The organism is Wenzhouxiangella sp. YN9, from assembly GCF_056324165.1.
The window spans coordinates 53,979-80,355 of sequence record NZ_JBJNIP010000066.1 but is presented as its reverse complement, the minus strand read 5'-3'; the positions used below and the strand labels follow the sequence as shown (position 1 = coordinate 80,355).

25 protein-coding genes, 4 tRNA genes, 1 other RNA gene and 1 pseudogene are annotated in these 26,377 nt (G+C 64.5%); 20 read left to right on the top strand and 11 right to left on the bottom strand.

Annotation, left to right across the window (positions count from 1 at the left end):
* Nucleotide 1 precedes the first annotated feature (1 nt).
* The 3 genes from gspM to pilM are packed head-to-tail and all read right to left on the bottom strand — an operon-like array spanning nucleotide 2 to nucleotide 2,177.
* Entirely contained in the window at nucleotides 2–655 is a 654-nt protein-coding gene (gene gspM / locus ACEWQ0_RS04410; RefSeq protein WP_476482981.1) for a type II secretion system protein GspM, read from the bottom strand.
* Nucleotides 652–1,257, bottom strand: a complete 606-nt coding sequence (locus ACEWQ0_RS04405; protein WP_476482982.1) for a PilN domain-containing protein — start codon at nucleotides 1,255–1,257, stop codon at nucleotides 652–654. The genes gspM and ACEWQ0_RS04405 overlap by 4 nt, the downstream gene beginning before the upstream one ends.
* Nucleotides 1,254–2,177, bottom strand: coding sequence for a type IV pilus biogenesis protein PilM (gene pilM / locus ACEWQ0_RS04400; RefSeq protein WP_476482983.1), 924 nt, complete (start codon nucleotides 2,175–2,177; stop codon nucleotides 1,254–1,256). Before pilM ends, ACEWQ0_RS04405 begins: the two co-directional genes overlap by 4 nt.
* A 561-nt stretch (nucleotides 2,178–2,738) precedes the next feature.
* Here pilM and ACEWQ0_RS04395 point away from each other — a divergent pair.
* From ACEWQ0_RS04395 to ACEWQ0_RS04380, 4 genes are all read left to right on the top strand, one after another.
* Nucleotides 2,739–3,587, top strand: coding sequence for a glycine/sarcosine N-methyltransferase (locus ACEWQ0_RS04395; protein WP_476484626.1), 849 nt, complete (start codon nucleotides 2,739–2,741; stop codon nucleotides 3,585–3,587).
* 32 nt (nucleotides 3,588–3,619) lie between these two features.
* Nucleotides 3,620–4,465 carry an SAM-dependent methyltransferase gene (locus tag ACEWQ0_RS04390; RefSeq protein WP_476482985.1) on the top strand — a complete coding sequence of 282 codons (846 nt, stop codon included), beginning with the start codon at nucleotides 3,620–3,622 and terminating at the stop codon, nucleotides 4,463–4,465.
* Between the two features lie 339 nt (nucleotides 4,466–4,804).
* A tRNA-Ser gene (locus ACEWQ0_RS04385) sits at nucleotides 4,805–4,895 on the top strand.
* Between the two features lie 84 nt (nucleotides 4,896–4,979).
* Nucleotides 4,980–5,069: transfer RNA gene (locus ACEWQ0_RS04380), tRNA-Ser, on the top strand.
* Nucleotides 5,070–5,113: 44 nt separating this feature from the next.
* On the opposite strand, the gene ffs is transcribed toward ACEWQ0_RS04380, so the two are convergent.
* An RNA gene (gene ffs, locus ACEWQ0_RS04375) (signal recognition particle sRNA small type) lies at nucleotides 5,114–5,211 on the bottom strand.
* A 190-nt stretch (nucleotides 5,212–5,401) separates the two neighbouring features.
* Here ffs and dnaX point away from each other — a divergent pair.
* Genes dnaX through recR form a run of 3 tightly spaced genes read left to right on the top strand, consistent with a single transcriptional unit; the run spans nucleotide 5,402 to nucleotide 7,991 of the window.
* Nucleotides 5,402–7,063, top strand: a complete 1,662-nt coding sequence (dnaX, locus tag ACEWQ0_RS04370) for a DNA polymerase III subunit gamma/tau (RefSeq protein WP_476484625.1) — start codon at nucleotides 5,402–5,404, stop codon at nucleotides 7,061–7,063.
* A 2-nt stretch (nucleotides 7,064–7,065) separates the two neighbouring features.
* A complete protein-coding gene (locus ACEWQ0_RS04365; RefSeq protein ID WP_476482987.1) occupies nucleotides 7,066–7,380 on the top strand; it encodes a YbaB/EbfC family nucleoid-associated protein in 315 nt (104 codons plus the stop codon).
* 14 nt (nucleotides 7,381–7,394) lie between these two features.
* Nucleotides 7,395–7,991 (top strand): recombination mediator RecR, encoded by a 597-nt coding sequence (gene recR / locus ACEWQ0_RS04360; RefSeq protein ID WP_476484624.1) that lies wholly within the window; start codon nucleotides 7,395–7,397, stop codon nucleotides 7,989–7,991.
* A gap of 57 nt (nucleotides 7,992–8,048) precedes the next feature.
* Here recR and ACEWQ0_RS04355 read toward each other — a convergent pair whose 3' ends face one another.
* The gene (locus tag ACEWQ0_RS04355) at nucleotides 8,049–8,336 is read right to left on the bottom strand and encodes a ComEA family DNA-binding protein (protein WP_476482989.1); all 288 of its coding nucleotides are present in this window, start codon (nucleotides 8,334–8,336) and stop codon (nucleotides 8,049–8,051) included.
* A gap of 220 nt (nucleotides 8,337–8,556) precedes the next feature.
* Here ACEWQ0_RS04355 and ACEWQ0_RS04350 point away from each other — a divergent pair, with 220 nt between their 5' ends.
* A complete protein-coding gene (locus ACEWQ0_RS04350; RefSeq protein WP_476482990.1) occupies nucleotides 8,557–8,805 on the top strand; it encodes a hypothetical protein in 249 nt (82 codons plus the stop codon).
* A 325-nt stretch (nucleotides 8,806–9,130) separates the two neighbouring features.
* Here ACEWQ0_RS04350 and sbcB read toward each other — a convergent pair whose 3' ends face one another.
* Nucleotides 9,131–10,582 carry an exodeoxyribonuclease I gene (gene sbcB, locus ACEWQ0_RS04345; RefSeq protein ID WP_476482991.1) on the bottom strand — a complete coding sequence of 484 codons (1,452 nt, stop codon included), beginning with the start codon at nucleotides 10,580–10,582 and terminating at the stop codon, nucleotides 9,131–9,133.
* Nucleotides 10,583–10,746: 164 nt separating this feature from the next.
* On the opposite strand from sbcB, the gene msrA reads away from it, so the two are divergent.
* From msrA to ACEWQ0_RS04330, 3 genes are all read left to right on the top strand, one after another.
* Nucleotides 10,747–11,226: a peptide-methionine (S)-S-oxide reductase MsrA gene (gene msrA / locus ACEWQ0_RS04340; protein WP_476482992.1), complete on the top strand. Its 480-nt coding sequence runs from the start codon at nucleotides 10,747–10,749 to the stop codon at nucleotides 11,224–11,226.
* Nucleotides 11,195–11,920 (top strand): histidine phosphatase family protein, encoded by a 726-nt coding sequence (locus ACEWQ0_RS04335; protein WP_476484623.1) that lies wholly within the window; start codon nucleotides 11,195–11,197, stop codon nucleotides 11,918–11,920. Before msrA ends, ACEWQ0_RS04335 begins: the two co-directional genes overlap by 32 nt.
* A 219-nt stretch (nucleotides 11,921–12,139) precedes the next feature.
* A complete protein-coding gene (locus ACEWQ0_RS04330; RefSeq protein ID WP_476482993.1) occupies nucleotides 12,140–12,736 on the top strand; it encodes a transglycosylase SLT domain-containing protein in 597 nt (198 codons plus the stop codon).
* Nucleotides 12,737–12,742: 6 nt separating this feature from the next.
* Here ACEWQ0_RS04330 and ACEWQ0_RS04325 read toward each other — a convergent pair whose 3' ends face one another.
* Nucleotides 12,743–14,716: an ATP-binding protein gene (locus ACEWQ0_RS04325; RefSeq protein ID WP_476484622.1), complete on the bottom strand. Its 1,974-nt coding sequence runs from the start codon at nucleotides 14,714–14,716 to the stop codon at nucleotides 12,743–12,745.
* Nucleotides 14,713–15,423 (bottom strand): proteobacterial dedicated sortase system response regulator, encoded by a 711-nt coding sequence (gene pdsR, locus ACEWQ0_RS04320; protein ID WP_476484621.1) that lies wholly within the window; start codon nucleotides 15,421–15,423, stop codon nucleotides 14,713–14,715. The genes ACEWQ0_RS04325 and pdsR overlap by 4 nt, the downstream gene beginning before the upstream one ends.
* A 150-nt stretch (nucleotides 15,424–15,573) precedes the next feature.
* On the opposite strand from pdsR, the gene ACEWQ0_RS04315 reads away from it, so the two are divergent.
* From ACEWQ0_RS04315 to ACEWQ0_RS04295, 5 genes are all read left to right on the top strand, one after another.
* Nucleotides 15,574–17,514 carry a marine proteobacterial sortase target protein gene (locus tag ACEWQ0_RS04315; protein WP_476484620.1) on the top strand — a complete coding sequence of 647 codons (1,941 nt, stop codon included), beginning with the start codon at nucleotides 15,574–15,576 and terminating at the stop codon, nucleotides 17,512–17,514.
* Between the two features lie 2 nt (nucleotides 17,515–17,516).
* Nucleotides 17,517–18,083, top strand: coding sequence for a sortase domain-containing protein (locus tag ACEWQ0_RS04310; protein ID WP_476484619.1), 567 nt, complete (start codon nucleotides 17,517–17,519; stop codon nucleotides 18,081–18,083).
* 292 nt (nucleotides 18,084–18,375) lie between these two features.
* On the top strand, nucleotides 18,376–19,380 hold the full coding sequence (gene lipA, locus ACEWQ0_RS04305) for a lipoyl synthase (protein ID WP_476482999.1): 1,005 nt from the start codon (nucleotides 18,376–18,378) through the stop codon (nucleotides 19,378–19,380).
* A 14-nt stretch (nucleotides 19,381–19,394) separates the two neighbouring features.
* Nucleotides 19,395–19,754: a hypothetical protein gene (locus ACEWQ0_RS04300; protein WP_476484618.1), complete on the top strand. Its 360-nt coding sequence runs from the start codon at nucleotides 19,395–19,397 to the stop codon at nucleotides 19,752–19,754.
* A 203-nt stretch (nucleotides 19,755–19,957) separates the two neighbouring features.
* Nucleotides 19,958–22,084, top strand: a complete 2,127-nt coding sequence (locus ACEWQ0_RS04295) for a S9 family peptidase (RefSeq protein ID WP_476484617.1) — start codon at nucleotides 19,958–19,960, stop codon at nucleotides 22,082–22,084.
* A gap of 238 nt (nucleotides 22,085–22,322) precedes the next feature.
* Here the strand turns inward: ACEWQ0_RS04295 and ACEWQ0_RS04290 are convergent.
* Nucleotides 22,323–22,415: transfer RNA gene (locus tag ACEWQ0_RS04290), tRNA-Ser, on the bottom strand.
* A 137-nt stretch (nucleotides 22,416–22,552) separates the two neighbouring features.
* Nucleotides 22,553–22,646, bottom strand: a tRNA-Ser gene (locus ACEWQ0_RS04285).
* Between the two features lie 181 nt (nucleotides 22,647–22,827).
* On the opposite strand from ACEWQ0_RS04285, the gene ACEWQ0_RS04280 reads away from it, so the two are divergent.
* Entirely contained in the window at nucleotides 22,828–23,454 is a 627-nt protein-coding gene (locus tag ACEWQ0_RS04280; RefSeq protein WP_476484616.1) for a class I SAM-dependent methyltransferase, read from the top strand.
* Here the strand turns inward: ACEWQ0_RS04280 and mgtE are convergent.
* Nucleotides 23,443–24,807, bottom strand: a complete 1,365-nt coding sequence (gene mgtE / locus ACEWQ0_RS04275; RefSeq protein ID WP_476483003.1) for a magnesium transporter — start codon at nucleotides 24,805–24,807, stop codon at nucleotides 23,443–23,445. The two genes, ACEWQ0_RS04280 and mgtE, sit on opposite strands and share 12 nt — an antisense overlap.
* A 248-nt stretch (nucleotides 24,808–25,055) precedes the next feature.
* Here mgtE and rpsF point away from each other — a divergent pair.
* From rpsF to rplI, 3 genes and pseudogenes are all read left to right on the top strand, one after another.
* Nucleotides 25,056–25,469: pseudogene (rpsF, locus tag ACEWQ0_RS04270) on the top strand (30S ribosomal protein S6); the annotation flags it as partial.
* Nucleotides 25,470–25,601: 132 nt separating this feature from the next.
* The gene (gene rpsR / locus ACEWQ0_RS04265) at nucleotides 25,602–25,826 is read left to right on the top strand and encodes a 30S ribosomal protein S18 (RefSeq protein ID WP_476483004.1); all 225 of its coding nucleotides are present in this window, start codon (nucleotides 25,602–25,604) and stop codon (nucleotides 25,824–25,826) included.
* A 17-nt stretch (nucleotides 25,827–25,843) separates the two neighbouring features.
* Nucleotides 25,844–26,299, top strand: a complete 456-nt coding sequence (rplI, locus tag ACEWQ0_RS04260; protein WP_476483005.1) for a 50S ribosomal protein L9 — start codon at nucleotides 25,844–25,846, stop codon at nucleotides 26,297–26,299.
* Nucleotides 26,300–26,377: the final 78 nt, after the last annotated feature.

Sequence of the window (26,377 nt, the reverse complement as noted above, 5' to 3'; positions counted from 1 at the left end):
TTTACACTCCCAGCCAGCGGTCGTCGAGAGTCACGCTGTAGAGCATCAGCTCGATCCGGTTGACCGGCCATTGCTCGACGTCGAGCTGCAGCGACTCCCAGAAGACGCCGCGCGGCAGCTGCGCGGTGCGCTCGAGATAGTCGCGAATGCCGTGGAAATCACTTTCGATCACGACGCGCACGCGGTGGACGAACAGGCCGGGCACCGGATCGCCGGAGGCGTTGTGCAGTCGACCGGGTTCGATGTTTTCCAGGGCAATGATGTCCACTCCGGCGCGTTGCGCCAGCAGGCCGGCAAGAACCGAAACCGATTGTCTGGGCGTGGCCACGCCGCCGTGGCGCTCGGCCAGCTGCACTTCCAGGGCTTCGATTCGGCCTTCGAGCATCTCGCGCTCCTGCTCCAGCGCGCGATCGGGATCGTGGCCGCGCGCGCTGGCGAGCTGCTGCAGGTTGTCGGTCAGCGCGCTTACGCGCCGGCTGACCTCGGTCAGCTGGGTGTTGGCGTTCTCGCGGCGTTCGCCAAGCGGCTGCATGGTGGAAAAGTCCCACAGCAGGATGATGACGGCAAAAACGGCCAGCAGCAACAGCCCCCGCTCGCGCAGGCTCATGGCGTTGATGCGTTCGGTCAGCTGCTTGATGCGTTCACGCGGAGTCATTGTTCTTCCCTTGCCGCGGTGGAAATGGTGAACTCGACGCCGGGTCGGTCGTCGGCGCGCTCAGCGATGTGCACCTGGCGAAAACCCATGCCGGAAAACTCCTCCGAGGCGGATAGCTCCTCCAGCCAGGCAGGAATGAGCCGGGCTTCAAGGGCGTTGCCGCTGACGGCAAGCGCCTGACCCTGGTCGGCCATGTGAATGCCGGTCAGCCAGACGCCCGCTGGCACGCGGGCGGCAAGCGCGTCAAGACGGCGGCGCAGGTCGAGTTCGGTGGCGGGCATGCGCCGCTTGAGCACCGCCAGGCTCTCGCTCAGCCCTTCGCGCCGCGCGCGCAGGCGCTCGACCCGGGCGGCAAGCGCGGCATCGGGCTCGTCGGAGGGCATGTTCGCCTGCATCTGCGTGACCTGATCGACTGCGCGCTGCTCGGCCTGCTGCTGGCGCTCCAGCTCCGCTTCCAGACCGGCAACGCGCTGGCCGACCAGCAGCGACCACAGGATCAACAGCATGATCAGGCCCAGGGCAAGCCAGGCAATGGTCTGCGCCGAAAAGACGATTCGCTCCTTGCGAAAGATCGGCTGATAGAGGTTGATCTGTTGATTCACAGGCTCAGCTCCTCCTGGCGCAGCGCAGCGCCAAGCGCAATCAGGAACTCGGCCAGATGCTGGTCGGGCAACTCCACTTCGCTGTCGACGATGTCTTCGGCGCGATAGCCGGCCACGTCCAGGTTCAGGCTGCCGCTGAGTGATTCAACCAGGCCCTGGTGGGCGGCAAAACCGGGCAGGACGCTCAGCGCGGCAACCGGAGGCTGGCTGAAGTGGCTATCGTAGTAGTCCAGCGAGCGCTGCACCTCGAGCGCAATCTGATCCTGAGCGGCTTCAGGTTCGTCGAACAGCTGATTGCTGCCGGTCTCCAGCCGCCGGCTCAGGTACAGGCTGCCCTGGCGGGTGATGGTGATGATGCCGTGTTCCTCTTCGAGATACAGCATGGCCACACCGCGAACGTCGGCCTCGAGTCGGGCGGCGAGATTGCGCAGCGCCATTTCCGTGATGTCGATGACTTCAAGCGCGAGGTCGGCACCCTCGATGGCGTCGATGTACTCGCGCACGTCGCGCGCCCGGGCCGCCACGACGTACATCATGGCCTGCCCGCGGGGCCGATTGCTCTGGCCCGGGATTTCGAATACGTCGATGACGGCATCGTCGATATGAAAGTCGATCAGGTTGCGTACCTTCCAGCGCACCGCCGCGCGCAGCTCCGAAGGCTGCACGCCGGGCGCTTCGACCAGCAACAGATCGTAATGCCCATCGGCCAGCACCAGGTTGATGGCGGAACGTCGGCCCGGTGAAGCCCGCTGTACGACGCGCTCCAGGTCGTCGTCGCCGGACAGTGTCGTGCAGCGGGCCGCCAGCAAGCGTGGCTTGCGACCTTTCTGGTCGTCGAGGGTGGCCGTGGCGAGCACGCGGGGCGTCAGGTGAAGCCCGGTGACGGCCTGGCTGCGGGCGCGCTTTCTGAACGGATTCAAGCTGTTTTCCCCTTTGCTGCGGATGCCGGGTGCGGCCATGAGAGTGATCGTCGGCAATGCGCTGCAGGCTCATGACCTGTCTGCAGGATACATTCTGTCTCTGTCTCCCGGCTTGGGTCCATGGTCTCTGTCGGCGTTGGCGAAGATGGCGGTTTGATTGCCTGCTGTGATTTCTGATGCAAGATGCATGCCCGGTCATGCGTGCTGTGATGCGTATGCCGCGGCAGGTTAAACAGATGTGATTCATCGCGCAATTTCCGGGTGGCCGAAGAGGTGCTGGGCGCGGTTCAGATTGTCGACCTTCGACAGGTTCTGCAGGCTTGAGCGTGACGCGTGCACAGTTGCTGCCTTGCAGCGGCCCGGTTGGGCCCGTCCTGCAGAGGTTGGTCGGGCTTGTTAGTATCGTTGGCAGTCATCGTGCTGCCGGTCACGGATTTCTGGAGATCCCGTCATTGAGTTGACGCTCGGATCCGGGACCGTGTGCGCATTGCAAAGATACCGCATTCGAGCGCTGCCGGCAGCGAGTTCAAAACGGCACATGCCAGGAGATGCCCACACTACATGTCAAATCAGGCACGTCATTCAAAGAAACAGAATTTTGGCCGTGACCCCGTCGAGGTTCGCGACACCGATCACTATCAGAAAGAGTATGTCCACCGTTTCGTCGACAAGTGGGATGAGCTTATCGACTGGGACGCCCGCTTCGACAGCGAAGGCGACTTCTTCATTCAGCAGCTCAAGGGCCGGGGAGCAGAGCGCGTTCTGGATGTGGCCACGGGCACGGGCTTTCACTCCGTTCGCCTGATCGAGGCCGGCTTTGAAGTCAGCAGCGTCGACGGTTCGGCCGAGATGCTGGCCAAGGCGTTCGAGAACGGGCGGCGGCGTAACCATATCCTGCGTACCGTCCAGGCCGACTGGCGCTGGCTCAACCGCGACGTGCACGCCACCTACGATGCGGTGATCTGTCTGGGCAATTCATTCACGCATCTGTTTTCCGAGCACGATCGGCGCAAGGCTCTGGCGGAGTTCTATACCGCCCTCAAGCACGACGGCTGCCTGATCCTGGATCAGCGCAACTACGATGCCATGCTCGACCATGGCTTTACCTCGGCGCACAAATACTACTACTGCGGCGACGAGGTCAGCGCCGAGCCCGAGCACGTCGACAGCGGCCTGGCCCGCTTCCGCTACACCTTTCCCGACGAGTCGGTCTTCCACCTCAACATGTACCCGCTGCGCCGCGATTACACCCGCAGGTTGATGAAGGAGGTCGGCTTCCAGACGGTCACCACCTACGGCGACTTCGAGGAGGATTCCGGCGTGACCGGGGAAGAGCCCGACTTCTTCATCCACGTTGCCGAGAAGAAGTATGTCTCGCCGGAAGAGCCCGGCGACACGAACGCGGAATGATCAGCAGGAACGGATGAACCAAGGAGCAGAACATGAGTGAACAGGCGTATTCCCGCGCAGTGCAGACCGCGCGTGACTACTACAACAGCGAGGATGCCGACAACTTTTACTACCACGTCTGGGGAGGGGAGGATATCCACATCGGTCTGTATGCCTCCGACCACGACCCGATTGCCGATGCCAGCCGGCGGACGGTGGCGCGTATGGCCGAGCTGCTGGATCCGTTGCGCGCCGATCACAGGGTCCTGGATCTGGGTGCCGGCTACGGCGGGTCGATGCGCTATCTGGCGCAGACGTTCGGCTGTCGCTGCACGGCGCTGAACCTCAGCGAGGTCGAAAACGAGCGCGATCACCAGAAGAACGCAGAGCAGGGCCTGGATCACCTCATCGAGGTGACCGAAGGCGACTTCACCAATCTGGCCCAAGCGGATGCGTCCTTCGACGTGGTCTGGTCGCAGGATGCGATTCTGCACTCCGGTGATCGCGCCCGCGTCTGCGCCGAGGCGGCGCGCGTTCTCAAGCCCGGCGGCCGGCTGATTTTTACCGATCCGATGCAAGCCGACGATGCGCCGGTGAACAAATTGCAGCCCATTTACGACCGCATTCACCTGGACTCGCTGGGCTCACCCGGATTTTATCGGGAAACACTCACCGAGCTGGGGCTCGAAGAGCTGAAGTGGGAAGATCATGGCGAGCAGCTGCCCCGACACTATGCCCGAGTCAAACAAGAGCTCGAAGCCAACGAGGACGAGCTGCGCCGACGTGGCGTCAGCGACGACTATATCCAGCGCATGAAAACCGGCCTGCAGCACTGGGTCGACGGCGGTGAGGCCGGCTATCTGGAGTGGGGCATCTTCCTGTTCCGGAAGCCCGCCTGATGCGCGCCGTTGTTTCAACAAGCGTTTGGTGACAACCGGCGTAATTGGGTATAATGGAGGATTGCCGCCGGCGAAACGCTGGCGGCAATCCATTTACCTAGGAGAGGTGCCAGAGCGGTCGAATGGGCTCGCCTGGAAAGCGAGTGTACGGTAACCCCGTACCGAGGGTTCGACCCGAGCGCCAGCGAGGACGATGCGCAGCCGACGGAGTCGGCGGAGCAACCCGCAGCGCAGCGGAGGGCAAGCGCCGACAGGCGCGCAGTCAATCCCTCCCTCTCGCGGCCCGTCAGGGCCGCCCGCCGCGAGGCGGTTGAATTGGCTGGAACAATTGGAGTTTTAGGAGAGGTGCCAGAGCGGTCGAATGGGCTCGCCTGGAAAGCGAGTGTACGGTAACCCCGTACCGAGGGTTCGAATCCCTCCCTCTCCGCCACATCAAGAACCCCGCTCCGAGCGGGGTTTTGTGTCCCGGCCTCCGCGGCCGCGGATCAAGCGTATACAATTCACGAGACCGAACGGAGAGGTGGCAGAGCGGTTGAATGCACTGGTCTTGAAAACCGGCAAGGGCTAGCGCCCTTCGGGGGTTCGAATCCCCCCCTCTCCGCCATTATTGAAAGCCCCGCCTTGTGCGGGGCTTTTTAATGAGAAGGCCCCCACCAGCCCGACCCCAGCACCTGATTGACCCGCTGCCGCTGCTCCCTTCCGGGCCTGACGGGATTGACGGGAAAACCAGTGTGGGAAGACCGGTGGAGGCCAGACGATATTATCCCATTGAAGCCGTCGACCTGGCAAGTCGATTGCCGCATTCCGGCGTTCCGGTGCCCCGGTCCGGGGTATCTTGCGGACAATTTGTTCGTGTAAACTCCGGGGGCGACTGGCGGCGCGCCGGTCGGGCGGCGCGCTGCACGCGCCAGCAATCCATACAGCGGTAGTCGATCAGTGAGTTATCAGGTTCTTGCCAGAAAGTGGCGTCCGCGCAACTTCTCCGAGCTGGTGGGGCAGTCCCATGTCGTCAAGGTGCTGGGCAACGGCCTGGCCGAAGGACGGGTCCACCATGCGTTTCTGTTTACCGGCACGCGCGGGGTGGGCAAGACGACCATCGCGCGTATTCTTGCCAAATCGCTCAACTGCCAGCAGGGCGTGACCAGTACGCCTTGTGGTGAATGCGAGAACTGTGTGGCCATTGATGAAGGGCGGTTCGTCGATCTGCTCGAGATCGACGCCGCCTCGCGAACCAAGGTCGACGATACCCGCGAGCTTCTCGACAACGTGCAATATGCGCCGACGAGCGGGCGCTTCAAGGTCTATCTGATCGACGAAGTGCACATGCTCTCGCGCCACAGCTTCAACGCCCTGCTCAAGACGCTCGAAGAGCCGCCCGACCACGTCAAGTTCGTGCTCGCCACGACCGACCCGCAGCAGATACCGGTCACCATTCTCTCGCGTTGTTTGCAGTTCAACCTGCGCCGTCTCAATACCGAAGAGATTGGCGGCCAGCTGCGCCGCATTCTGGAGGCAGAAGGCGTTGAGGCCGACGAGGCGGCCGTGGAACTGCTGGCGCGGGCGGCCGACGGCAGCATGCGCGACGGGCTGAGCCTGCTCGATCAGGCTCTGGCCGGCAGCGGGCGGCTGCTGGAAGCCGAAGTTCGCGACATGCTTGGCAGCGTCGAACAGCGTCATGTGCACGCTATCCTCGAAGCCCTGGCTGGTCGGGATGCGGCCGCTGCGGTGGCGGCGGTCGGCGAAGTCTTCGCGCAGGCACGCGGCATGGGCCAGCTGCTTGCCGATCTGGCCGAGGCGCTGCACCGCATCGCGCTGATCCAGCAGTTGCCCGACTATCGCGACGACAGTCGTGCTGATTGGGACGAGCTGGTGGCGCTGGCCGCAAGTCTGGATGCCGAGGATGTGCAGCTGTGGTACCAGACCGCGATAACCGGCCGGCGCGATCTGCCGCTGGCGCCAACGGAGAGAAGCGGCTGCGAGATGACCATTCTGCGCATGTTCGCCTTTCAGCCGGCCGAGCCGTCGCCCGGTTGCGATGACGGCGACGGGCAGGCGACGGCTGCGACACCGTCGACATCGGCAGCATCAGCGGGTGCGGCTGCGCCCGCTTCCGGCGCCAGCGCGGCGCCGGTGGCCGCCGCGCCTGCGGAAAACCAGCCGGCGACGCCTGCCGGTTCCGTGTCGGCCGCGGCGCCGGTTGCCCTGAGCCCGGAGTCCTGGCCGCGGGTGCTCGAGGAGCTGCCGCTGAGCGATTCCTTTCGAACCGTGGCTGCCATGCTGGTTGTTGCGCGCTTTGATCGCCCCAAGGTCGGGTTTACAGCCGCGCGTGACGATATGGTGTTCATCAGTGAACGTTTTCGTCAGGCGCTCGAGCAGGCCATCACCGAGTGGGCCGGCGAAAGTCTGAGGATCAGCATCGAGCCGGTCGACACGGCGCTGGAAACGCCTGCCGCGCTCGAACAACAGCAGATGGCGCGTACCCAGGCCGAAGCCGAGGAGGCCATCGACGGCGATCCATTCGTTCAAGGCCTGGTAGAGCAGTTCGACGCACAGGTTGTGCGCGAATCGATTCGTCCGATCAACACACGGAGCCACTGACAATGAAAGGCAATATGGCGCAGCTGATGCAGCAAGCGCAGAAAGTTCAGGAAGATCTCAAGAAGGCGCAGGAAGAGCTGGCCGAGCTGGAAGTGACCGGCGAGGCAGGAGGCGGCCTGGTCAAGGTGCAGATGAATGGCCGGCACGAAGTGCGCCGGGTGAGTATCGACCCGGAAATTGGCGACGACCGCGAAATGACCGAAGACCTGGTGGCTGCCGCCATCAACGACGCAGTCAGCCGAATTCAGGAAACCACCAGGGAGCGCATGTCGGGGCTGACCGGCGGGTTGCCGATGCCGCCGGGGTTCAATCTCTGAGGCCTTCTGCGGGCGTGAGCACCGATCCATTCGATGAATTGCTTGCGGCGCTGCGCTGCCTGCCGGGCGTGGGCGCACGCTCGGCTCAGCGCATGGCGCTGCAGCTGCTCGAACGCGATCGCGAGGGCGGTCGCCGCCTGGCGCAGGCCTTGGACGTCGCCATGCGCGAGATTCGCCGCTGCCGCCGCTGCCGCAACTTCACCAGTGACGACGAGTGCCGGATCTGTGCCAGCGAGCGGCGCTCCAGCAGGGTGCTGTGCATTGTCGAAAGCCCCGGCGATGTGCTCGCCATCGAGGCGGCGACCGGGTTTGACGGGCGCTATTTCGTGCTGCTGGGTCGGCTGTCGCCGCTGGATGGCATCGGGCCGGAGGATCTTGGCCTGGAGCTGCTGGCACAGCGCCTGGACAAGGAGGGCGTGGCCGAGATCATCATCGCCACCAACACCACGGTGGAAGGCGAAGCCACCGCCCAGTACCTGCGAGAAATGGCTCAGGCGCGCGGTATTCGCACCACCCGGCTGGCTCAGGGGGTGCCGCTGGGGGGCGAGCTCGAGCATACGGATCGCTCGACGCTGGCACACGCCTTCAGCTCCCGCCTGCCCCTGAGCTGAGAAGGCCCCCGGCGCCGGGCCGAATTGGCTTGGCGCCGGGGAGGCTCATGCTCACCCTCAGTCGTCGGCAGTCGTATCGCCGCCCACTTCGATGCGCTCACGGTTCTGGTCGAGCGTGCGCAGCCCGATGCCCTGCACATTGACCAGCTCGTCGATATGCTCGAAGGGACCGTTGTTTTCGCGATAGTCAACGATCGCCTGAGATTTGCTGGCGCCGACGCCGTCAAGCACCTCGGCCAGCTGTTCGGCAGTTGCGGTGTTGATGTTGACGCTCATCTCCTGTGCCAGCCCGCTCTGGGCCACGGCGAGGGCGAGAATGCCTGCAATCAGTAGCTTGCGAATCATGTTCTCTCTCCTTGCTGCTTTGTGTGGTTTTGGCTGATGCCGCCGGGTGTGCCCGACGGAGCCTCATTGTTGGCAGGCCGGGCAGGGCGCGGCATTGGCAAAACGACGTGCCGGCGTGTAATCAAATCGCGATCGACAGGATCGGAATTTTTCCTTCTCAGGTTTTGAGAAAGCCCTGTGCTGGAATGCCCCTGTAGCCGAAAGAACAGGAGATTTCAGCATGAGCAAGCGTGTAGGCAGCCATAGGTTGCGCGACGAGATTGTGGGCAAGACCGTCAGCGGCGTGATTGCCCGTCCCGGTCGCGCCGGCGAACCGCCGGTCGTGATGATGATGCGTTTCGATGACGGCAGCGTGGTCGAGTTTGTCTCGCCGCGCAGTGATCGTCTTCTGCGCCGGGCTGTGCGCTCGACCGGCGAGGTCGCCGGCCATGACCAGCCGCAGCTTCCCCTGACTGGCCTGGCGGCCTGAATTGCCGGCCGAAGCCGGGCAAGCAAGGGTGATTGTCGTCACAAAACAGCGAGTTGGGGCCGTTTGTGGCCGTTATCCACAAAACCTGTGGATAACCTTGTGGGCAAAATTGCGCTGCATGGCTGTTGGCCGGCATTCAAGCACTTTGATCAATTTGTGGCCAAACCATCAAAGAAGAGAAAAAACAGTGATTTACAATATGTCAAGGTGGTTTTTATCGGGCCTGGCAGCGTGAAGATTCTGTCAATGTCGGAATCAACCAGTTGTGCATAACATTCGAAGATGCTGCTTCATGAAGATGCCGTAACTGCTTGATTCATGGTTTTCATGGCCCGCCGTCGCCGTCATTGGCTTCAGCCAGGCCAAGCGCCGCCGGCCAGGCGGCCAATTCACGCCACAAGGCCTCCTGCTCAGGCCGCTGTTGCATCAGCACTTCGAGTTGCTGGCGGTACTCGTCCAGGCGGATGCTGGCCAGTTCCGGGTCGTCGAGCAGGCGCTTTTTGCGGTATCGCTCCCACTGTTGGCGCTCCGCGGTCGACAGGGAGTCCGGCCACAGACGGGCGCGATAGCGCAGCAGCAGCTCGTTGAGGCGCTCGTCTTCGAAAGGGGCGTCCATTCCGGCCAGCTGCCGGGGCTCGAGCTGCGGCACGCGTGCGATGACCGGGCGGTCGCCGCGGGGCGGGAAGCCGCCGTACAGGTCAAGCTCCGGGTCGATGCCGTCAACCGCTCCGCGCTCCGCGAACAGGCCGCCCAGCCGCTCATCAAAACCTGGGGTCTCACGCAGCAGCTGCGCTCGGTTGGCGAGCTCGTCGAGCTCGATGCCGAGCGCGCCGGCCCGACTGTGTTCGAGCACGTTCATCGGCGCCAGCATGGGGCAGCGGTTGTTGCGCACCAGCTTGACGGGCACGCGCTGCTCGCCTTCGGGCAGGTCGGCGGCGGCAGTCCAGTAGCGGTCGGCGAGCTCGTCGCGGGTGAATTCCAGAAACGGGCGTGGATCGACGTTGAGGTTCCACACCAGCCACTGGCTGGGAATGTGCGGGTGGCGGCCGATCGGCAGTACCGGGGCGACGCCGCAGCCGGGCAGGGCGGGAAAACGCGACGAGGCATGCAGCAGCGGCTGCCCGGCAGCGAGCAGGTCGTCCACGCGCTGGCGCTGGCGCAGGCCGAGCGCCCAATTCCACAACCGGGGCTGGTGTTCCTTCAGGCGCGTGGCCATGGCCAGGGTGAAGTCGACATCCGCCAGGGCGTCGTGGGCCCGGCTGCTGTCCATGCCGTTGGCGGCGGCGAGATCCTCGAGACGGAAGCTGGGTTTGCCGTCGTCGTGGTCGGGCCATTCGATGCCGTCCGGGCGCAGGGCGCGCGCCAGGCGCAGCAGGTCGATCAGGTCGAAGCGGCTGTTGCCGTTGGCCCACTCGCGCGCATAGGGGTCGATGAAGTTGCGCCAGAACAGGTGGCGTACCACCTCGTCATCGAAGCGAAAGTTGTTGTAGCCCACCGAGCAGGTGGCGGGCCGGCTCATCAGGCGGAAGACGCGCTCGGCGAACTCGTTTTCCGGCAGCCCGCGCTCGCGTGCGGTCTGCGGCGTGATACCGGTGATCAGGCAGGCCATTGGCTGTGGCAGCACGTCGTCGGCTGGCCGGCAGTAGAACACCTCGGGCTCGCCGATCGGTTCGAGTGCCGCGTTGGTGCGGCGGGCGGCAAACTGCGCGGGGCGGTCGCGGCGCGGATCGGCACCGAAGGTTTCGAAGTCGTACCAGAGGAAGGTTTCGTCTTTCATGGCACCGCATCATTTCACACGGGCGCGCTGAAGACCAGAAGCCGGCCGGGAGAGGCCCGGAAGTCGCGCGCGAACCTGTCTTGCCCGGCGTGGTCGGATATCATTGATTGGCGCATGCATTCGCATGTCAGCCAGCCGTTGAATCGAGCAAGGAGTCAGAAGGCATGACAGAAAAGGCGACTTTTGGAGCCGGCTGTTTCTGGGGCGTCGAGGTGCGCTTCCGGGAGATGCCGGGGGTGACTGACGTTGTCGTTGGCTACACCGGCGGCCACGTTGACAACCCTGATTATCAACAGGTATGCAGCGACAAGACCGGGCATGCCGAGGCCTGCGAGGTTGAGTTCGACCCGGAAGCAATCTCCTACGAAGCGCTGCTGCGGGCGTTTTTCGAGCTGCATGATCCGACTCAGGTCAACGGCCAGGGGGCAGATCTTGGCAGCCAGTACCGCTCGGTGATTTTCGCCCACGACCCGTCCCAGCGCGAGACCGCAGAGCAGGTCAAGAGCGAACTGGATGACAGCGGTCGTTTCAAGCGCCCGATTGCCACGTCCATCGAGCCGGCAAAGACATTCTGGCCGGCTGAAGACTACCACCAGCGTTACCTGGAAAAGAATGGCGGCAGCTGCGCGGTTTCAGGGTCCTGAAGACCTGCCGCCCCGCCTGATTCTGGTTCGCCACGGGCAGGCCAGCCTGGGCAGCGACGATTATGATCGTCTGTCTGCATGCGGTCATCGTCAGGCGCGCCGCCTGGCCGCACGGCTGGCGCCCCGGCATGGTTCCGGAGCGATTCTCTGGTCGGGTACGCTGCGACGCCATCAGCAGACGCTGGCACCGCTTGTTGCCGACGCAGCCGGGGTGCGGCGCAGTGGCGACCTCGACGAGTTTTCGACCGATGGATTGGTGCGCGCGGCGCTGGCGCAGGCCGCGGAGCTGGGGCTCGAGCGGCCGCCCCGGTACCAGCTGCTCGATCCGGTGCGCTATCTCGATGAGCTGCTGGCCTGGTTCCCGCGGGTGCTGGCTGCCTGGCAGGCCGGCGGATTGAGCGACCCTGAAGCGGGCACCTGGGCGGCGTTCCAGCAGCGGGTGATGCGCGCCTCCAGCGAGTGGGAGGCCAGTCTGCGCTCGGGCAGCAGCGTGATTGTGGTGAGCTCTGCCGGCGTCATTGCCACCCTGCTGGCCGGGCTTGTGGCGCAGGATCTGGCCTGGCAGCGCGAGCTGGCCGTTGCGCTGTACAATGCGTCGGTCAGCGAGCTCGGCTTCGAAGACGGCGCCTGGCGCATCGAGACGCTCAACTGCGTGCGCCACCTGGAGGCCGGGCCGCTGCGAACACGGGCCTGATCGCGCCCGGGTGGCCTGCTTGCCATGACTGTGGTGCATCAACGCGGTTGCCCGGCAATGACTGGAAACCGGGCGCCGAGTGCAGTATTTTGAGGCCACGCCGTCGGTTTCCGGCTGTCGAGGGTCCGGGCAACGCTCGGGGCAGGGCGGCAACCATCACCAGGGCGGCCTGTCCTTCCGCTATCGGGGGCTTTTGAAGTGAATCATCCGCAACGCGCCATGAAGGGATTGATTGCCGCAGCGACGCTGGCCCTGTTGTGTCTTGGCGCGGCCGATGCCAGTGCCCAGGTCTATACTTATGTCGACGAAGACGGGATCACCGTCTATACCGATCGCAAGCCCGAAAACCCAAGCTACAAGGTGCGCAACCTGGGCTGCTATGGCACCTGTCGCAAGGGCGTGGACTGGCAGAAAACGCCGCTGATTCCGGGGCTGTACCAGACCGAGATTCATGCCGCCAGCGAAAGCTACGGCGTCGACGCTGCCCTGGTGCGCGCCATCATGCATGCCGAGTCCTGGTTCGAACCTGAGGCGGTGTCACGCACCGGTGCGCAGGGTCTGATGCAGCTGATGCCCGGCACCCAGCGCCGCTTCGGCGTTTCCAATCCTTTCGATCCGCTCGACAACATCACCGCCGGCGTGGCTTATCTGGCGTGGCTGGGCGAGGAGTTCAGCGGTGATCTGGAGCGCATCATCGCGGCTTATAACGCCGGCGAGAACGCGGTTCGTCGCCATGACGGCATTCCGCCATTTCCTGAAACCCGCGAGTATGTGCGGCGGGTGAATATCCTCTATCGGCGCTACAGCCAGTCCTGACGCCGGTTATTGGCCGCGCGGGAAGTCCACTTCGAACCTTGCGCCACCGGGTCGGTCGGCAGCCCGAACGCGGGCGCCGTGCCGTTGGGCAATCAGCCGCACGATGTACAGGCCCAGTCCCAGATGAGCGCCGTCGCCGCCGCTGCGTGAGCTCACCATCGAGTCGAAGATGCGCTCGGATTGCCCGGCGGGCAGGCTGGGGCCGGGGTTGTCGACCTGCAGGCAAACGCGTTCGCCGCGGCGCAGGACGCGCAGGGTGATGCGGCTGCCTTTGGCGCTGAATTCGACGGCATTTTCCACCAGCTTGTCGAGCATCTGGGCAAGCTGCTCGCCGGATGCGGCGATTCGTGCCTCGCCGGGCGCCGGCAGTCGGGCGGTGAAGCGGCGGGCGACAAACGTCTGACGGCAACCTTGAACGTACTGCTCGACGAGCTCGCCGAAATCGATCGTTTCCAGCGCTTCGGCGGCAAGGCTTTCTTCGATGCGCGCCGCCTGGCTCATGGCCTGAAACATTCGCTGCAGGCGTTGGCAGCCCTGATCGGCACGCTGCAGGTAGCGCTCCCGCGATGGGGCATCGTCGACTTCGCCCAGGTTCTCCAGCGATGAGCGGATCATGGCCAGCGGCGTGCGCAGCTCGTGAGAGAGTTTGTCGGCCAGCGTTTGCAGGTAGTCCTGATGCTGGCGCTGGCGTTCGACCATGGCTGAAAGGCTGCGCCCCAGGTCGCCGATCTCGTCGCCGTGCGTTGGCGCCGGCAAGGCTCTGTGCACCCGGCCATCGCGGTCGATGGCCGACTCCGCGGCGTTGCGCAGGCGGCGGATGCGGCCGGAAAGGCGTGCGGCAAAGCCGATCAGAGCGACGGCGACGATCAACATGCCGGCCAGGCCGAAGACGAACAACTGCAGCAGTGAGCGATAGGCGCGCGCCATGAAGCGGTCGGCGGGGCGCTCGATCACGACATGTGCGTCGACCCTGCCGTTGCGCTCGATCGGCGCGCTGGCGCTGACCACAAAGCCGCTGCCCGATGGCTGTTGATACCAGCGCGCGCCCGGCTGTGGGCCAGCCTTGTCGAGTTGGATCCGGTCGCGATTCTGGCCGCGCTGCGGTGCATTTCCGGGCAGTACGCCCAGCAGCCGCGCGGCGGTCGTGGCCAGCAGCCAGCCGGTGGTTGGCGCCGTGTTGTCGGCGGTCTGCGGGTGCTGGCGCTCAGCGCGCGCAATCACCCAGCCGTTGGCCCCGGCAAGCCAGGCGCGGGTGCCCTCGGGCAGGCGCGCGGCCAGCTGCTGCGACAGGTCGCGGGAGGGTCGAATCAGGGGGCGCAGGCCAGCGGTTGCATGAACACCGGCCGGCGATGCTGCCGCCTGGCTGTCGATATCAACCACGCGCAGGTCCAGGGCGCTGATCCGGTCGGGCTGGTCGATGGCCAGTTCGATGCGCCAGCCGCGCTCGGTCGGCTGCAGCGCCGCCCGGGCGCGCAGGCCCTGGTTGTCGTCGCGCAGGGCAAGCCAGCCCGGCGCCAGCGGCTTGACCGGCAGTTCGCCGTGCCCTTGCGCAGATCGGATTCCGACCATCAGGTGGTCGCCGGGGCGGCCGTCCGGGCCGCCCAGCACGAGCGCGTCGTCTTCGACCTCCACGAGCAGGTGCAGGCTGCCGCGATAGTCGGCCAGGACCAAGCGGGCGCTGCCGCTGGCAGGCTTCGGGCTTGTCAGCGGCTGGGCTTCGTCGAGCCAGAGCGCCCAGTCATCGGTGTGGCCATCGATCACGAAGCCGTTTTCGGCTCGGTGCACGAACAGCCCGTCGGCAGCGGGCAGTTCGATTTCGCCGGCCGCAATCTCGGCCGCCAGAGAGCGGGCGGTATCGATCAGAGTCTGCTGGTAGCTGTCGCGCAGTGATCCTTCCAGCGCGCGCACCAGCTGCCAGCCCGCCAGCGGCAACAAGAGCATCAGGGCCGAAATCAGGGCCAGCCGGGCGCGTAGCCTCACCCCGCGGCCTGATGGCCCGGCCGCCAGCGGTAGCCGGCACCGTGGACGGTCTCGAGCCGGTCGAAATCTGCATCCAGCGCTTCGAACTTGCGCCGGATGCGCTTGATGTGCGAGGTCACGGTGGTTTCATCGACCAGCAGGCTGGCGGCGTCCATCAGCTGCGAGCGGCTCTTGACGTGGCCGGGGCGCTCGAGCAGGCAGTGCACCATCCAGAACTCGGTCACCGTCAGGTTGACCGGATGACCACGCCAGCGCACCTGCATGGTGTCGGGCTCGAGCTCCATCGAGCCCAGCCGCAGCGGAGCATCGCGGTTATCCGGCGCGCGCACCGCATCGATGCGCCGGAACAGGGCGAGGATGCGGGCCAGCAGATGCTGGTTGGAGATGTCCTTGGTCAGGTAGTCGTCGGCGCCCAGGCGCAGCCCCGAAACGGCATCCAGATCGCTGTCGCGCGCGGTCAGGAAAATGATCGGCAGGCTGGCCGAGCGCTGACGCAGGGCGCGACACAGATCGAATCCGCCCTCGGGCTCATTGCCCAGCCCGACGTCGATGATCACCAGATCGGGCAGGGGGCCGGCCAACGCCGCCTCGGCCTCGTCGCGGCGCGCGTAGCCGCGGGTGGCAAAGCCATAGCGCTCGAGGGCCTCGCGATAGTTTTCGCGCAGGCTGTCTTCGTCTTCGACGATGGCGATCAGTCGCTGGGACATCCGGAAGGCCTTGCAGGTTTGCCTCGCCCGCTGCGGGGCGGCCGCCACAAGTTTGCCACATTCGATCAGGATTCCGACAGCGCATGGCAGGTCATCTGCCACCTCGCTGCGCTGAAATGGCGCCCATCGTTTCCATCGGGAGTTCGTTTCATGTTGCGCCTGTCGTTGCTGTTGCTGTGGTTGGTTCTAGGTCCGGCGTTTGCCGCGGAGTCCGGGTTGTGGCTGGAGCGCTCTTCCTCCGGCGAGCGTTCGGCGGCGCTGTCGCTGGCGACGAAGGTGGATGTTCAGGTCACCGGTACGCTGGCGCTGGTCGAGCTGCGCCAGCAGTTTTTCAACCACACCGGAGACTGGGCCGAGGGCGTGTATCGCTTTCCGCTGCCTGATCGATCAGCCGTAGAGCAGCTGCAGATTCGCTTGGGCGAGCGTCTGATCGAGGGCGAGATCCAGGAAAAAGGGCGGGCGAAGACGACCTACGAAGACGCTCGCCAACAGGGGCGGATTGCCGGTCTGGTCGAGCGTGATCAGAGCAATCTGTTCGCGACGCGGGTGGCCAATATTCCGCCCGGAGAAATGGTGGAGATCCGGATCGGTTTCACTCAGGCGGTGGCCTACGAACACGGTCAGTTCCGGCTGCAGTTTCCGACCACGTCAGCACCGAATTTCCGGCCCGGCCGGGAATTCGAGCGCGCACTGCAGCGCGGTCTGCAGGCGCTGCCGGGCGACGAACTGCCGCAGCGCCCGGTCGAGCTGACCGTAACGCTGCGCCCGGGCCTGCAGTTGAGCGCTATCCGCTCGAGCCATCACGCCGTCGACGTCACGGACCTCGGCGGTGAGTGGCAGGTCACGCTGGCTGACGGAGTCGATGTCTCCGGGCGCGACTTCGAGCTGATCTGGGAGCCTGAACAGACCGGTGCGGCCGCGAGCGCCGCCTTTGCCGAGTCGTTCAATGGTCACGAGCACGTCATGCTCACGCTGGTGCCGCCGCAGGCTTTCGAGGCCGATGCCACGCCGCGCGCGGTGACTCTGGTGGTGGACACCTCCGGCTCGATGTCCGGCGATCCGATAGCGCAGGCGCGCGAGTCCCTGCGCTATGCCCTGGCCAGCCTCAAGCCCGGCGATCGCTTCAATGTGATTGCCTTCAACCACCGGGCGCAAGCGCTGTATTCACGGCCGCGAGCGTTCAGCCAACAGGCGCACCTTGAAGCCGCCGAGTGGGTGGATGCACTGGCGGCCGGTGGCGGTACCGACATGGGCCCGCCGCTGAATCTGGCTCTGGCGGCGCCGGCCGCGTCCGGTTTTCTGCAACAGATCGTTTTCATCACTGACGGCATGGTGGGCAACGAGCGCGAACTGCTTGAGCGAGCGCGTGGCGAGCTGGGCCGCGCCCGCCTGTTTGCCGTCGGCATTGGCCACGGCGTCAACGGGGCCTTCTTGCGCCGGATGGCCGCGGCCGGTCGAGGCAGTTACACCGCGATTGCCGACACTGCATTGATTGCCGAGCGCATGAGCGAGCTGGTGCTCCAGCTTGAAAGCCCGGTGATTCATGACCTTGAAGTCGAGTGGCCCCGGCCGGTCGAGTTCTACCCGCAGACGCTGCCCGATCTCTACGTCGGACAGCCGCTGCGGGTGATGGCCCGCGCTGATCGGCTCCGCGGCGACGTGGTGGTGCGCGGAACCAGCAACGGACGGCCGTTCGAGCGGGTCGTGGCGCTGGAAGCCTTTCAGCCGGCGCCCGGCGTGGCTGCCCAGTGGGGGCGCTCGCGTATCGCGGCACTGGAAAATGGCGCCCCTCCGGCACTTGCGCCCGGGCAGGTGGCCGACCAGGTGCTCGACACCGCTCTGGCGTACTCGCTGGTCAGCTCGCAGACCAGCCTGGTGGCGGTCGATCAGACGCCGGCGCGCAGCCGCGAAATCGCGCTCGAGCGTCACGCGCTCGAGACCGGCCCCGCCGCCGGGCGTTCGCCCGGCCTGCAGGCCATGCCGGCAACCGACGGCGGCAGCGTGGCGGCGGTTGTGCGCGGCGCGGTGGCCCTGCTGCTGGTCGGGCTGTTGTTGTTCCAGCGCCGTATCCATCGCGGCGAGGAGGAATGAGCATGCGACGGCTGACGATCATTGCGCTGCTGTCGCTGGCCGGCTGGCAATTCGGCTCCGCCGGCTGGATTCAGGGCAAGGCCTGGCTGGGCCAGTTCCTGCTGGAGCGCGCCTGGCAGGAAGCCCGCGGAAGCGACCGAGCGGTTGCCCCCTGGCCGGGTGCGGTCAGTCATCCGGTCGCGCGCCTGCGCATGCCGCGGCTGTCCATCGATCGCCTGGTGCTCGATGGTCTGGAGACACCGGTCATGGCCTGGGGCCCGGGCATGGCGGTGGGCGAGGGCGGCCATCACGTGCTCGCGGCCCATCGGGATACGCATTTTTCCTTTCTGCGGGCGGTTGCGCCGGGCGATCGCTTCGAGCTGATCGCGGCGGATGGTCAGCGCCAATGGTGGCAGGTCGAGACCGTCCGCGTGGTCGATTCGCGCCGGACAGGCATCGACCTTGGCCTGCCCGAACGGGCGATGACGCTGATTACCTGTTATCCCTTCGACGCGCCGGTTGCGGGCGGCCCCGAGCGCCTTGTCGTGCACCTGCGCCCGCTCGACTCGACGAAGGAGGCTGCTTCATGACTGTTTTGTGTATTGACGAACTCTCAAGCGAGCTCAAGCGTCGCTGGGGCTGGGATGCTGCCGCCAGCCATGTTCCGGCAGACGCCGAATGCCCCCTGCCCGGGGTAGTGCAGACAGCGCTCCGTGGTGGCGCGAATACGCGGTGTTCGCGCGCGCCCTTGCCGGCGTGGCTGGAACCCGCGCACGGCTTTGATCGACCGCCCGGAATCAAGCCATTTCATGGCAAGTCCGCGCGGGCCATGGGTTAACATGAGATCCGAGTCAAGCGGAATGATTCAGGAGTGTACCCAGCGTGACCGAAGCCAGACAGATCCCGATTGCCCTCAAAAGCGGGCAGAAGATTCAGAAGCCGCAGGGCTTTACCGCCATTCGTGACGGCATCAAGGCGCGTGCCGGCGCCGAGCCAGCACCGGTTGGCCGCAAGCCCTCCTGGCTGCGGGCAAAGCTGCCCCAGGGCGGCAAGTACGAGAAAGTACGGCGCAACGTCAACGATCACCGCCTGGCCACGGTCTGCCAGGAATCCAAGTGCCCCAATATCGGTGAGTGCTGGTCCAATGGGGTCGCCACCATCATGCTGATGGGCGATGTCTGCACGCGCGCCTGTCGCTTCTGCTCGGTTGATACCGGCAATCCGCGCGGCTGGCTGGACGCCGAAGAGCCGGCCAACTCCGCAGCCTCGGTGCGGCTGATGGATCTCAAGTACGTGGTGCTGACCTCGGTTGATCGCGACGATCTTGAAGACGGCGGAGCCGGGCACTATGCCGCCTGCGTGCGCGAAATCAAGAAGGTCAATCCGCACACCGCGGTCGAGGCGCTGACGCCCGACTTCCAGGGTCGTTTGCACGATGTTGAAACGGTGGTCGATTCCGGACTGGAAGTCTTTGCGCAGAACGTCGAGACGGTGCGTCGCCTGACCCATCCGGTGCGCGACCCCCGCGCCGGCTATGAGCAGACGCTGAAAGTGCTCGAGCATGCCAAGCTCCACAAGCCGAAGGTGCTGACCAAGACCAGCCTGATGCTGGGCCTGGGCGAGACCACCGAGGAAGTCATCGAGACCATGGATGACTTGCGTGCCATCGGCGTTGATATCGTCACCTTCGGTCAGTATCTGCAGCCGACCGTCAATCATCTGCCGGTCGAGCGTTTCGTTACGCCCGAAGAATTTCTTGAGCTGCGGGAAATCGGGCTTGAGAAGGGCTTTCTGGAAGTTGTCTCCGGTCCGCTGGTGCGTTCCAGCTACCGCGCTGACAGGGTTTTTGAGAAAAACAACTGCGGTATTGATTCCGACGTGGCCTGAGCGGGCGCTTTGCCGTGCCCGAAAGCCTGAGCCCCGATGAATACGAAAGCTACCTTGAGCGGCTGACCGAGCTGCTCGCGCGTGCGCGACGGCAGCAGCGTACGCTGACCTATCTGGAGGTCGCCGACGCGCTGGGCATGCCGGGGCCCGGACGCATTCACAAGACCACCCGCCTGCTCGAGACGCTGCTTGCCCGCGACGCGCAAGCGGGGCGGCCGCTGCGAGCCGCGCTGGTCGTCAGCCGCACCGGCAGCGGGCGGCCGGCCAGAGGCTTCTTCGAGCGCGCACAGCAGTTGGGGCTGCATGACGGTCACGACCCTGAAGGCTTTCATGCCCGACTGCTCGCGCAGCTGTTCGCAGAGCGCGGGGGCTGACGGCGCCACCGTTGCCGGCCCGCTGGCGGCTCGGGCTTGGTGTAATATCACTGGCCTGCGCCCAGCTGCGCAAATCTCTCAACTTCAGGGAGCCCTGCATGATCAGGCAAACGCCATTGGCCGGCCTTGCTGGCCTGTTACTGAGTTTTTTTCTTGTGGCCTGCGACCGCGAGCACGCACCAGCCAATGCAAGTGACGAGATAATGTCTGAATCCCGATCCGAAAATCAGTCCGAAACCCGACCCGACAACACCGCCCGGAAATTGCCCGAGCCGCCAATGGCCGAGCAACGCGAACACATGGTCAGCGCCCCCGCCGGCGAGCGCGCTGACCCCTGGTACTGGCTGCGCGACGACACACGCCAGGATCCTGACGTGCTCGCCTACTTGACGGCAGAGAACGATTACGCCGATGCCGTGCTGGCCGACCAGTCGCAGCTGCGCGAGACCCTGTTCGAGGAGATGCGCTCGCGCGTCAAGGAAAACGACAGCAGCGTGCCGTATTTTGACCGCGGCTACTGGTATTCCACGCGCTACGAGGCCGGTCGGGAGTATCCGATTCACGTTCGCCGCCGCGGCAGCCTCGAGGCCGAAGAGGAGATTCTGCTCGACGTCAACGAACTGGCCGAAGGGCACGATTTCTACAGCGTTGGTGATCGCGACGTCAGCATGAGCGGTCGCTACCTGGCCTGGCTGGAAGACGCGGTGGGCCGTCGGCAGTACCGCCTGTATATCCGCGATCTGACTACCGGTGAGGATGTCGACACCGGCCTGACGGGTATTTCCAGCGTGTCCTGGTCAGCCAGCGACGAGGTGCTTTACTACGTCGAGAACGAACCTGAAACCCTGCGTTCTTGGCGCGTTCGCCGCTACCACGTCGGCAGTGGTGAGCCGGGCGAGATCGTTCACCAGGAAGACGACACGGCGTTCTACACCAGCGTGTCGCGAACGACTTCAAACGCCTACAACACCGTCTATCTGCGCTCGACCGTGGCCAGCGAGATGCGTATTGTCGAGGCGGATGCCCTTGACCAGCCGCTGCAAGTCTTTTTCCCGCGCGAGCGCGATCACGAGTACCAGGCCGATCATCTGGGTGATCGCTGGCTGATTCGCAGCAACTTCCAGGCGCCCAATTTCCGCATCATGAGCGCACCTGTGAACGAACACGCTGATCGTGCCCGCTGGTCGGATGTTGTTGCCCATCGGGATGAGGTGTTCATTCACGACTTCGACGCCTTTGATCAGTTTCTGGCGGTGAGCGAGCGCTCCAACGGCCTGCGACAGATCCGGATACTGGATTGGGGCAGCGGCAACTCCAGCCTGCTCGAGTTCGACGAGCCAGCCTATACGGTGATGCTCGGCACGAATCTCGACCAGTCCGCCGAAACACTGCGCTTTGTCTACTCCTCGTTGACCACGCCGACCAGCACCTGGGAGCTGGATCTGGCCAGCGGCGAACGCACTCTGCTCAAGCGCGAAGAGGTGCCCGGAGGCTATGCGCCGTCGGATTATCGCACGCGCCGCGAATGGGCCACGGCCCGCGACGGCACCCGGGTGCCGGTGTCCATCCTGCACCACCGGAATACGCCGCTCGACGGCACCGCGCCGCTTTATCAGTACGCCTATGGATCCTACGGTTTCACCAGGGACCCGTCGTTTTCAACCGCGCGCCTGAGCCTGGTCGACCGCGGCTTCGTGTTCGCCATCGCGCATGTCCGCGGCAGTCAGGTGATGGGGAGGCATTGGTACGAAGACGGGAAAATGCTCAACAAGATCAATACATTCAATGATTTTGTTGATGTGACAGATCATCTGGTGCGGGCGGGCCTGGTCGACGGTGACCGCGTTTTTGCCGTCGGCGGCAGCGCCGGTGGCCTGCTGATGGGCGCGATTGCCAACCGCGCACCCGACCGCTATCGCGGAATTGCAGCCCACGTGCCGTTTGTCGATATCGTCACGACCATGCTCGACGAGTCGATCCCGCTGACCACCAACGAGTTTGACGAATGGGGCAATCCAAAAGATCCCGAGTACTACGAGTACATGCTTTCCTACTCACCCTATGACAATGTGGTGGCGCAGGACTATCCGGCCATCCTGGCAACGACCGGTCTGTGGGACTCGCAGGTGCAGTACTGGGAGCCAGCCAAGTGGGTAGCGCGGCTGCGGGTGAACAAGACCGACGATAACCCGCTGCTTTTGCGTACCGATATGGATTCCGGACACGGCGGCGCATCGGGACGCTTCAGGCGCCTGGGGCAGACGGCGCTGGAGTACGCCTTTTTCCTGGACCTGGCCGGGCAGGTGGAGGCCGGCACGGATCGCGGTTGAGGCTCGGATTCGGCGATAAAAAAAACCCCGCGCGAGGCGGGGTTTTTTGTGTGGCGGAGAGAGAGGGATTGACTGCGCGCCTTGCGGCGCTTGCCCTTCGCTGCGCTACGGGTTGCTCCGCCGACTTCGTCGGCTGCGCATCGTCCTCGCTTCGCTCAGGTCGAACCGGGTTCTCATCCGTGATCCCTCTTTCCACCAGCAATAAAAAAGCCCCGCACAGGGCAGGGCTTTTTCATTGTGGCGGAGAGAGAGGGATTCGAACCCTCGATGAGGCTATAAACCCCATACTCCCTTAGCAGGGGAGCGCCTTCAGCCACTCGGCCACCTCTCCGTAAACTGATTGTATCCGTCCGCTGACGGTAGCGTCATTGACGCCTGCTGCATTCGGGCGGCTCTTGCGAGCCGCGCGAGAGAGGGATTACTGCGCGACCTTCGGTCGCTTGCCCTACGGGCTCGCCATCCTTCGGCTGGCTCGTGAGCTCGCTTGCGCTCGTTTCGAACCCTCGATGAGGCTATAAACCCCATACTCCCTTAGCAGGGGAGCGCCTTCAGCCACTCGGCCACCTCTCCGTAAACTGATTGTATCCGCCGATCGAAAACCACCGGATCGACAGGACGCGCATTGTACCGCAAGCGTTGCCGGGGTGTTGGTCGACTTCAAGCGCGCAAGGATAGCGATAAAAACGCTTCGGGTAAACCCCGGGGGATCAGGAATTTCGCGATAGAATGAGTCTTTGACCCGCTTGAACATCCAAGGAGTATTTGTGGAAGGCAACGGCAAAGCGGCACCGCGACAGTCTACGCGCAGCATCGATTTCTTTCGGGGGTTTCTGCGCAGCCCCGAGCAGGTCGGTTCGATCATTCCCAGTTCGCGCTTTCTCGAGCGGCGCATCATCAATACGTCCCGGGTGGCTTCGGCCCGGACCGTGGTCGAGCTGGGCCCCGGCACCGGCGGCACAACGCGCGCCATTCTGGACGCCATGCCGCCCGACGCACGTCTGCTGACCATCGAGCTCGACCCGCAGTTCTCCTCGATTCTGGAGGGGATCGGCGATGCGCGACTGACGGCACACACCGGCAGCGCCGTCGACCTGGCGGAAATCCTCGCCAGCTACGAGCTCGACGCGCCTGATGTGGTCATTTCGGGGATTCCGTTTTCGACCATGCCGCGTGAGGTCGGGCTGGCCATCATTGCCGCCATTCGCGACACCCTGGCGCCGGACGGGCGCTTTGTCGCCTACCAGTTTCGCGGTGCGGTTGGGCGTCTCGGTGCCGAGGTCATGGGCAAGCCCGACGTCGAGCTGGAGGTGCTCAATGTGCCGCCCATGCGCTTTTATACCTGGCAGCGTGAGGCCGTTTCAGGCGGGTGACAGCCCGAGAATGGCGTTGGCGATCGAGAAGTAGATCAAGATGCCGCCGATGTCGGCCACCGAGGTGATCAGCGGCGTGCTGGCGGTGGCTGGATCCAGGCGCAGGCGGGTCAGCAGAAAGGGCAGCAGCACGCCGATCATCGAACCCATGACAATGACGGCCACCATCGTCAGGCTGACCACTGCGGCGAGCTGAAGGCCCAGCTCCGGGCCGCCGCGCCACATGCCCACGCCGGCCACCGCCAGCCCCATGGTTGCTCCCAGCATGACCGCGACGGCCAGTTCCTTGCCCCAGATCCGCAGCCAGTCGCCGGTGGCGACATCCCCGGTTGCCAGCGCGCGCACCATCAGTGTGGCCGACTGGCTGCCGGCGTTGCCGCTGCTGTCGATGATGAGGGGCAGGAAGAACACCAGCGCAATGACGGCTTCGATGGAATGCTCGAAGTAGCCGATGGCCAGCCCGCTGACCAGGTTGACGGCAACCAGGATCAATAGCCAGCCGATGCGTTTGCGATACAGAAAGGTGGAACTGGCTTCGCGGACCGGCACGTTGAGGCGCCCGCTGGCGCCGAACTTGTGAAAGTCCTCGGTTGTTTCCTCTTCGGCGACGTCCATGATGTCGTCGACGGTGACAATGCCCAGCAGGACGCCGCTGCGGTCGGTGACGGGAAGGGTGTTGATGTCGTAGTGCTGAATGGTCTGGACTGCCTGCTCGCGGTCGGCATCGGCTTCGATCCGGATGACTTCTTCATCCATCAGGTTCTCGACGCGGATATCCTGGCGCGCCAGGATGAAAGCCTTGAGCCGCAGGGCATCGAGCAGCTTGCCGCGCTGGTCGGTGACGAACACGAAGTTGATCGTCTCGCCGCGGTGGGCCTCGTGGCGAATGTGGTCGAGCGCGCGGGTAATGGTCCATTCCGGTCGCACGGAAACATAGTGCGTCGTCATCAGGCGACCCACCGATTCTTCCGGATAGCCCAGCAGCTTCAGCGACTGTTTCAGGTCTTCGGGGCCGAGCAGCTTGAGAAAGCCTTCCAGATCCTGCGGCGCCAGGCTTTCCAGAAAGGCAGTGCGGTCGTCGGGCAGCAGCTCCCTGAGGATTTCCCGGGCCTCATCGGGCTCGAGCAGGTTGATGACTTCAAGCTGAAAGCCGTGGCTGAGATAGGAGAAAGTACCCGCGCGTCGTTCGGCCGGCAGGGCGCGCAGCACCTGGGCGTGCCGCTCGACCGGCATCTGGGAAATTGCTCCGGCAATGTCCTGAACCGCGACGACTTCGAGCTTTTCGGCCAGCGCCTCCTCACGCCCGAGGTTTTGCAGCGTCAGCAGCTCGGCAATCACGTCTTCATCTGACATGTGCTGATCCTCAAGCTTGGGGCGACGGGCCAGCAGTATAGGTCGGCCACCCCGGCTGTCAAGCGGCGCCAGGGATGGTTGAGCAAAACCTGGTCTTGCTCGAGCCCGGAGCAGCGGTATACAATGCCCGGCTTGCTCGCGCTGCGGGCATGACCTTGCTCCACGGCGGCTGTACAACAGTCCGACCGGGGGCTTTGCAGGCCGGGGTCATTCTGCCTCCGGGCCTGGGAATCCACAAGGAGTCGACAATGCGACATTATGAAATCGTTCTCCTGGTTCATCCGGACCAGAGCGAACAGGTGCCCGGTATGCTCGATCGCTACCGTGGCCTGATCGAAGAAAAGGGTGGCAGTGTCCACCGCAGTGAAGACTGGGGGCGTCTGCAGTTGGCCTTTACCATTGCCAAGCTGCACAAGGCGCACTACCTGATGCTCAATATCGAGTGCGACGCTGAAACCCTGGCCGAACTCGAGAGCACCTTCAAGTTCAATGATGCCATTCTGCGCCACCTGGTTGTGCGCAAGGACAAGGCCGAGACCGAGCCGTCGGTGATGCTCAAGCGCAAGGAAAGCAAGGACGAGCGCGACAGCGCCCGTCGCGAGCGCTCGGAAGAGAGCAGCCGTGGTGCGGGTGACAAGCCGGCGGACAAATCCGGTGACGATGCAGCTGCCGAAAAAACGGCTGCCAAGCCAGATGCAGCGGCGGACGAGAAGGCAGAAGAGCAGTCCGATGACCAGCCGGCTGCTGCCGCAGCGGACAACACTGACCAACAGGACAAGGCGGAGGGCTGACCGATGGCACGATTCATGAGAAGACGCAAGTTTTGCCGTTTCACGGTCGAAGGGATCGAGGAAATCGATTACAAGGACGTGGATCTGCTCAAGGATTTCATCGGCGAAACCGGCAAGATCGTGCCCAGCCGCATTACCGGCACCAAGGCACGCTATCAGCGCCAGCTGAGCACGGCCATCAAGCGGGCACGCTATCTGGCCCTGTTGCCGTATACCGATAACCACTGATCGCCTGAGGTGACGTCATGAAGCTGATTCTGCTTGAAAACATCTACAACCTCGGCGAGCTGGGCGACACGGTCAACGTGAGATCCGGTTACGGTCGCAACTTTCTGCTGCCGCGCGGCCTGGCCGTGCCGGCCACCAAGGCCAACGTCGAGGAGTTCGAGGCCCGCCGCGAGGAGCTGCAGCGCCAGGCCGATGAGCGCCTCGCCGCAGCCGAAGCGCGCAAGGAAGCCATCGACGCGCTCGAAGAGGTGCCGTTTGCGGTGCCGGTCAGCCCGGAAGGGCGTCTGTACGGCTCGATCAACCCGCACGAGATCGCCGGCAAGCTGACCGATCTGGGCTTTGCGGTGGAAAAGTCGGAGGTCGACATGCCCGAAGGCCCGATCCGCGAGCCCGGCGAATACACCGTCGGCCTGATCCTGCACGCCGATGTGCAAACCGAAGTCAAGGTCACGGTGACCGCAGCCGAAAGCTGATGAACCGAAACCCGGCGCACCGCGCCGGGTTCGGGTGGAAAACCACCGAGGAAGCCGATTCCGGGCGCTGTTGGTCGC

Coding starts and splice junctions, on each gene's coding strand:
- ACEWQ0_RS04365 (WP_476482987.1), top strand. CDS start 7,066: ATGAAAGGCAATATGGCGCAGCTGATGCAGCAAGCGCAGAAAGTTCAG.
- ACEWQ0_RS04310 (WP_476484619.1), top strand. CDS start 17,517: ATGCGACGGCTGACGATCATTGCGCTGCTGTCGCTGGCCGGCTGGCAA.
- ACEWQ0_RS04390 (WP_476482985.1), top strand. CDS start 3,620: ATGAGTGAACAGGCGTATTCCCGCGCAGTGCAGACCGCGCGTGACTAC.
- gspM (WP_476482981.1), bottom strand. CDS start 655: ATGACTCCGCGTGAACGCATCAAGCAGCTGACCGAACGCATCAACGCC.
- ACEWQ0_RS04355 (WP_476482989.1), bottom strand. CDS start 8,336: ATGATTCGCAAGCTACTGATTGCAGGCATTCTCGCCCTCGCCGTGGCC.
- ACEWQ0_RS04330 (WP_476482993.1), top strand. CDS start 12,140: ATGAAGGGATTGATTGCCGCAGCGACGCTGGCCCTGTTGTGTCTTGGC.
- sbcB (WP_476482991.1), bottom strand. CDS start 10,582: ATGAAAGACGAAACCTTCCTCTGGTACGACTTCGAAACCTTCGGTGCC.
- pdsR (WP_476484621.1), bottom strand. CDS start 15,423: ATGTCCCAGCGACTGATCGCCATCGTCGAAGACGAAGACAGCCTGCGC.
- ACEWQ0_RS04335 (WP_476484623.1), top strand. CDS start 11,195: ATGGCGGCAGCTGCGCGGTTTCAGGGTCCTGAAGACCTGCCGCCCCGC.
- ACEWQ0_RS04315 (WP_476484620.1), top strand. CDS start 15,574: ATGTTGCGCCTGTCGTTGCTGTTGCTGTGGTTGGTTCTAGGTCCGGCG.
- mgtE (WP_476483003.1), bottom strand. CDS start 24,807: ATGTCAGATGAAGACGTGATTGCCGAGCTGCTGACGCTGCAAAACCTC.
- rplI (WP_476483005.1), top strand. CDS start 25,844: ATGAAGCTGATTCTGCTTGAAAACATCTACAACCTCGGCGAGCTGGGC.
- rpsR (WP_476483004.1), top strand. CDS start 25,602: ATGGCACGATTCATGAGAAGACGCAAGTTTTGCCGTTTCACGGTCGAA.
- ACEWQ0_RS04295 (WP_476484617.1), top strand. CDS start 19,958: ATGTCTGAATCCCGATCCGAAAATCAGTCCGAAACCCGACCCGACAAC.
- ACEWQ0_RS04395 (WP_476484626.1), top strand. CDS start 2,739: ATGTCAAATCAGGCACGTCATTCAAAGAAACAGAATTTTGGCCGTGAC.
- ACEWQ0_RS04350 (WP_476482990.1), top strand. CDS start 8,557: ATGAGCAAGCGTGTAGGCAGCCATAGGTTGCGCGACGAGATTGTGGGC.
- msrA (WP_476482992.1), top strand. CDS start 10,747: ATGACAGAAAAGGCGACTTTTGGAGCCGGCTGTTTCTGGGGCGTCGAG.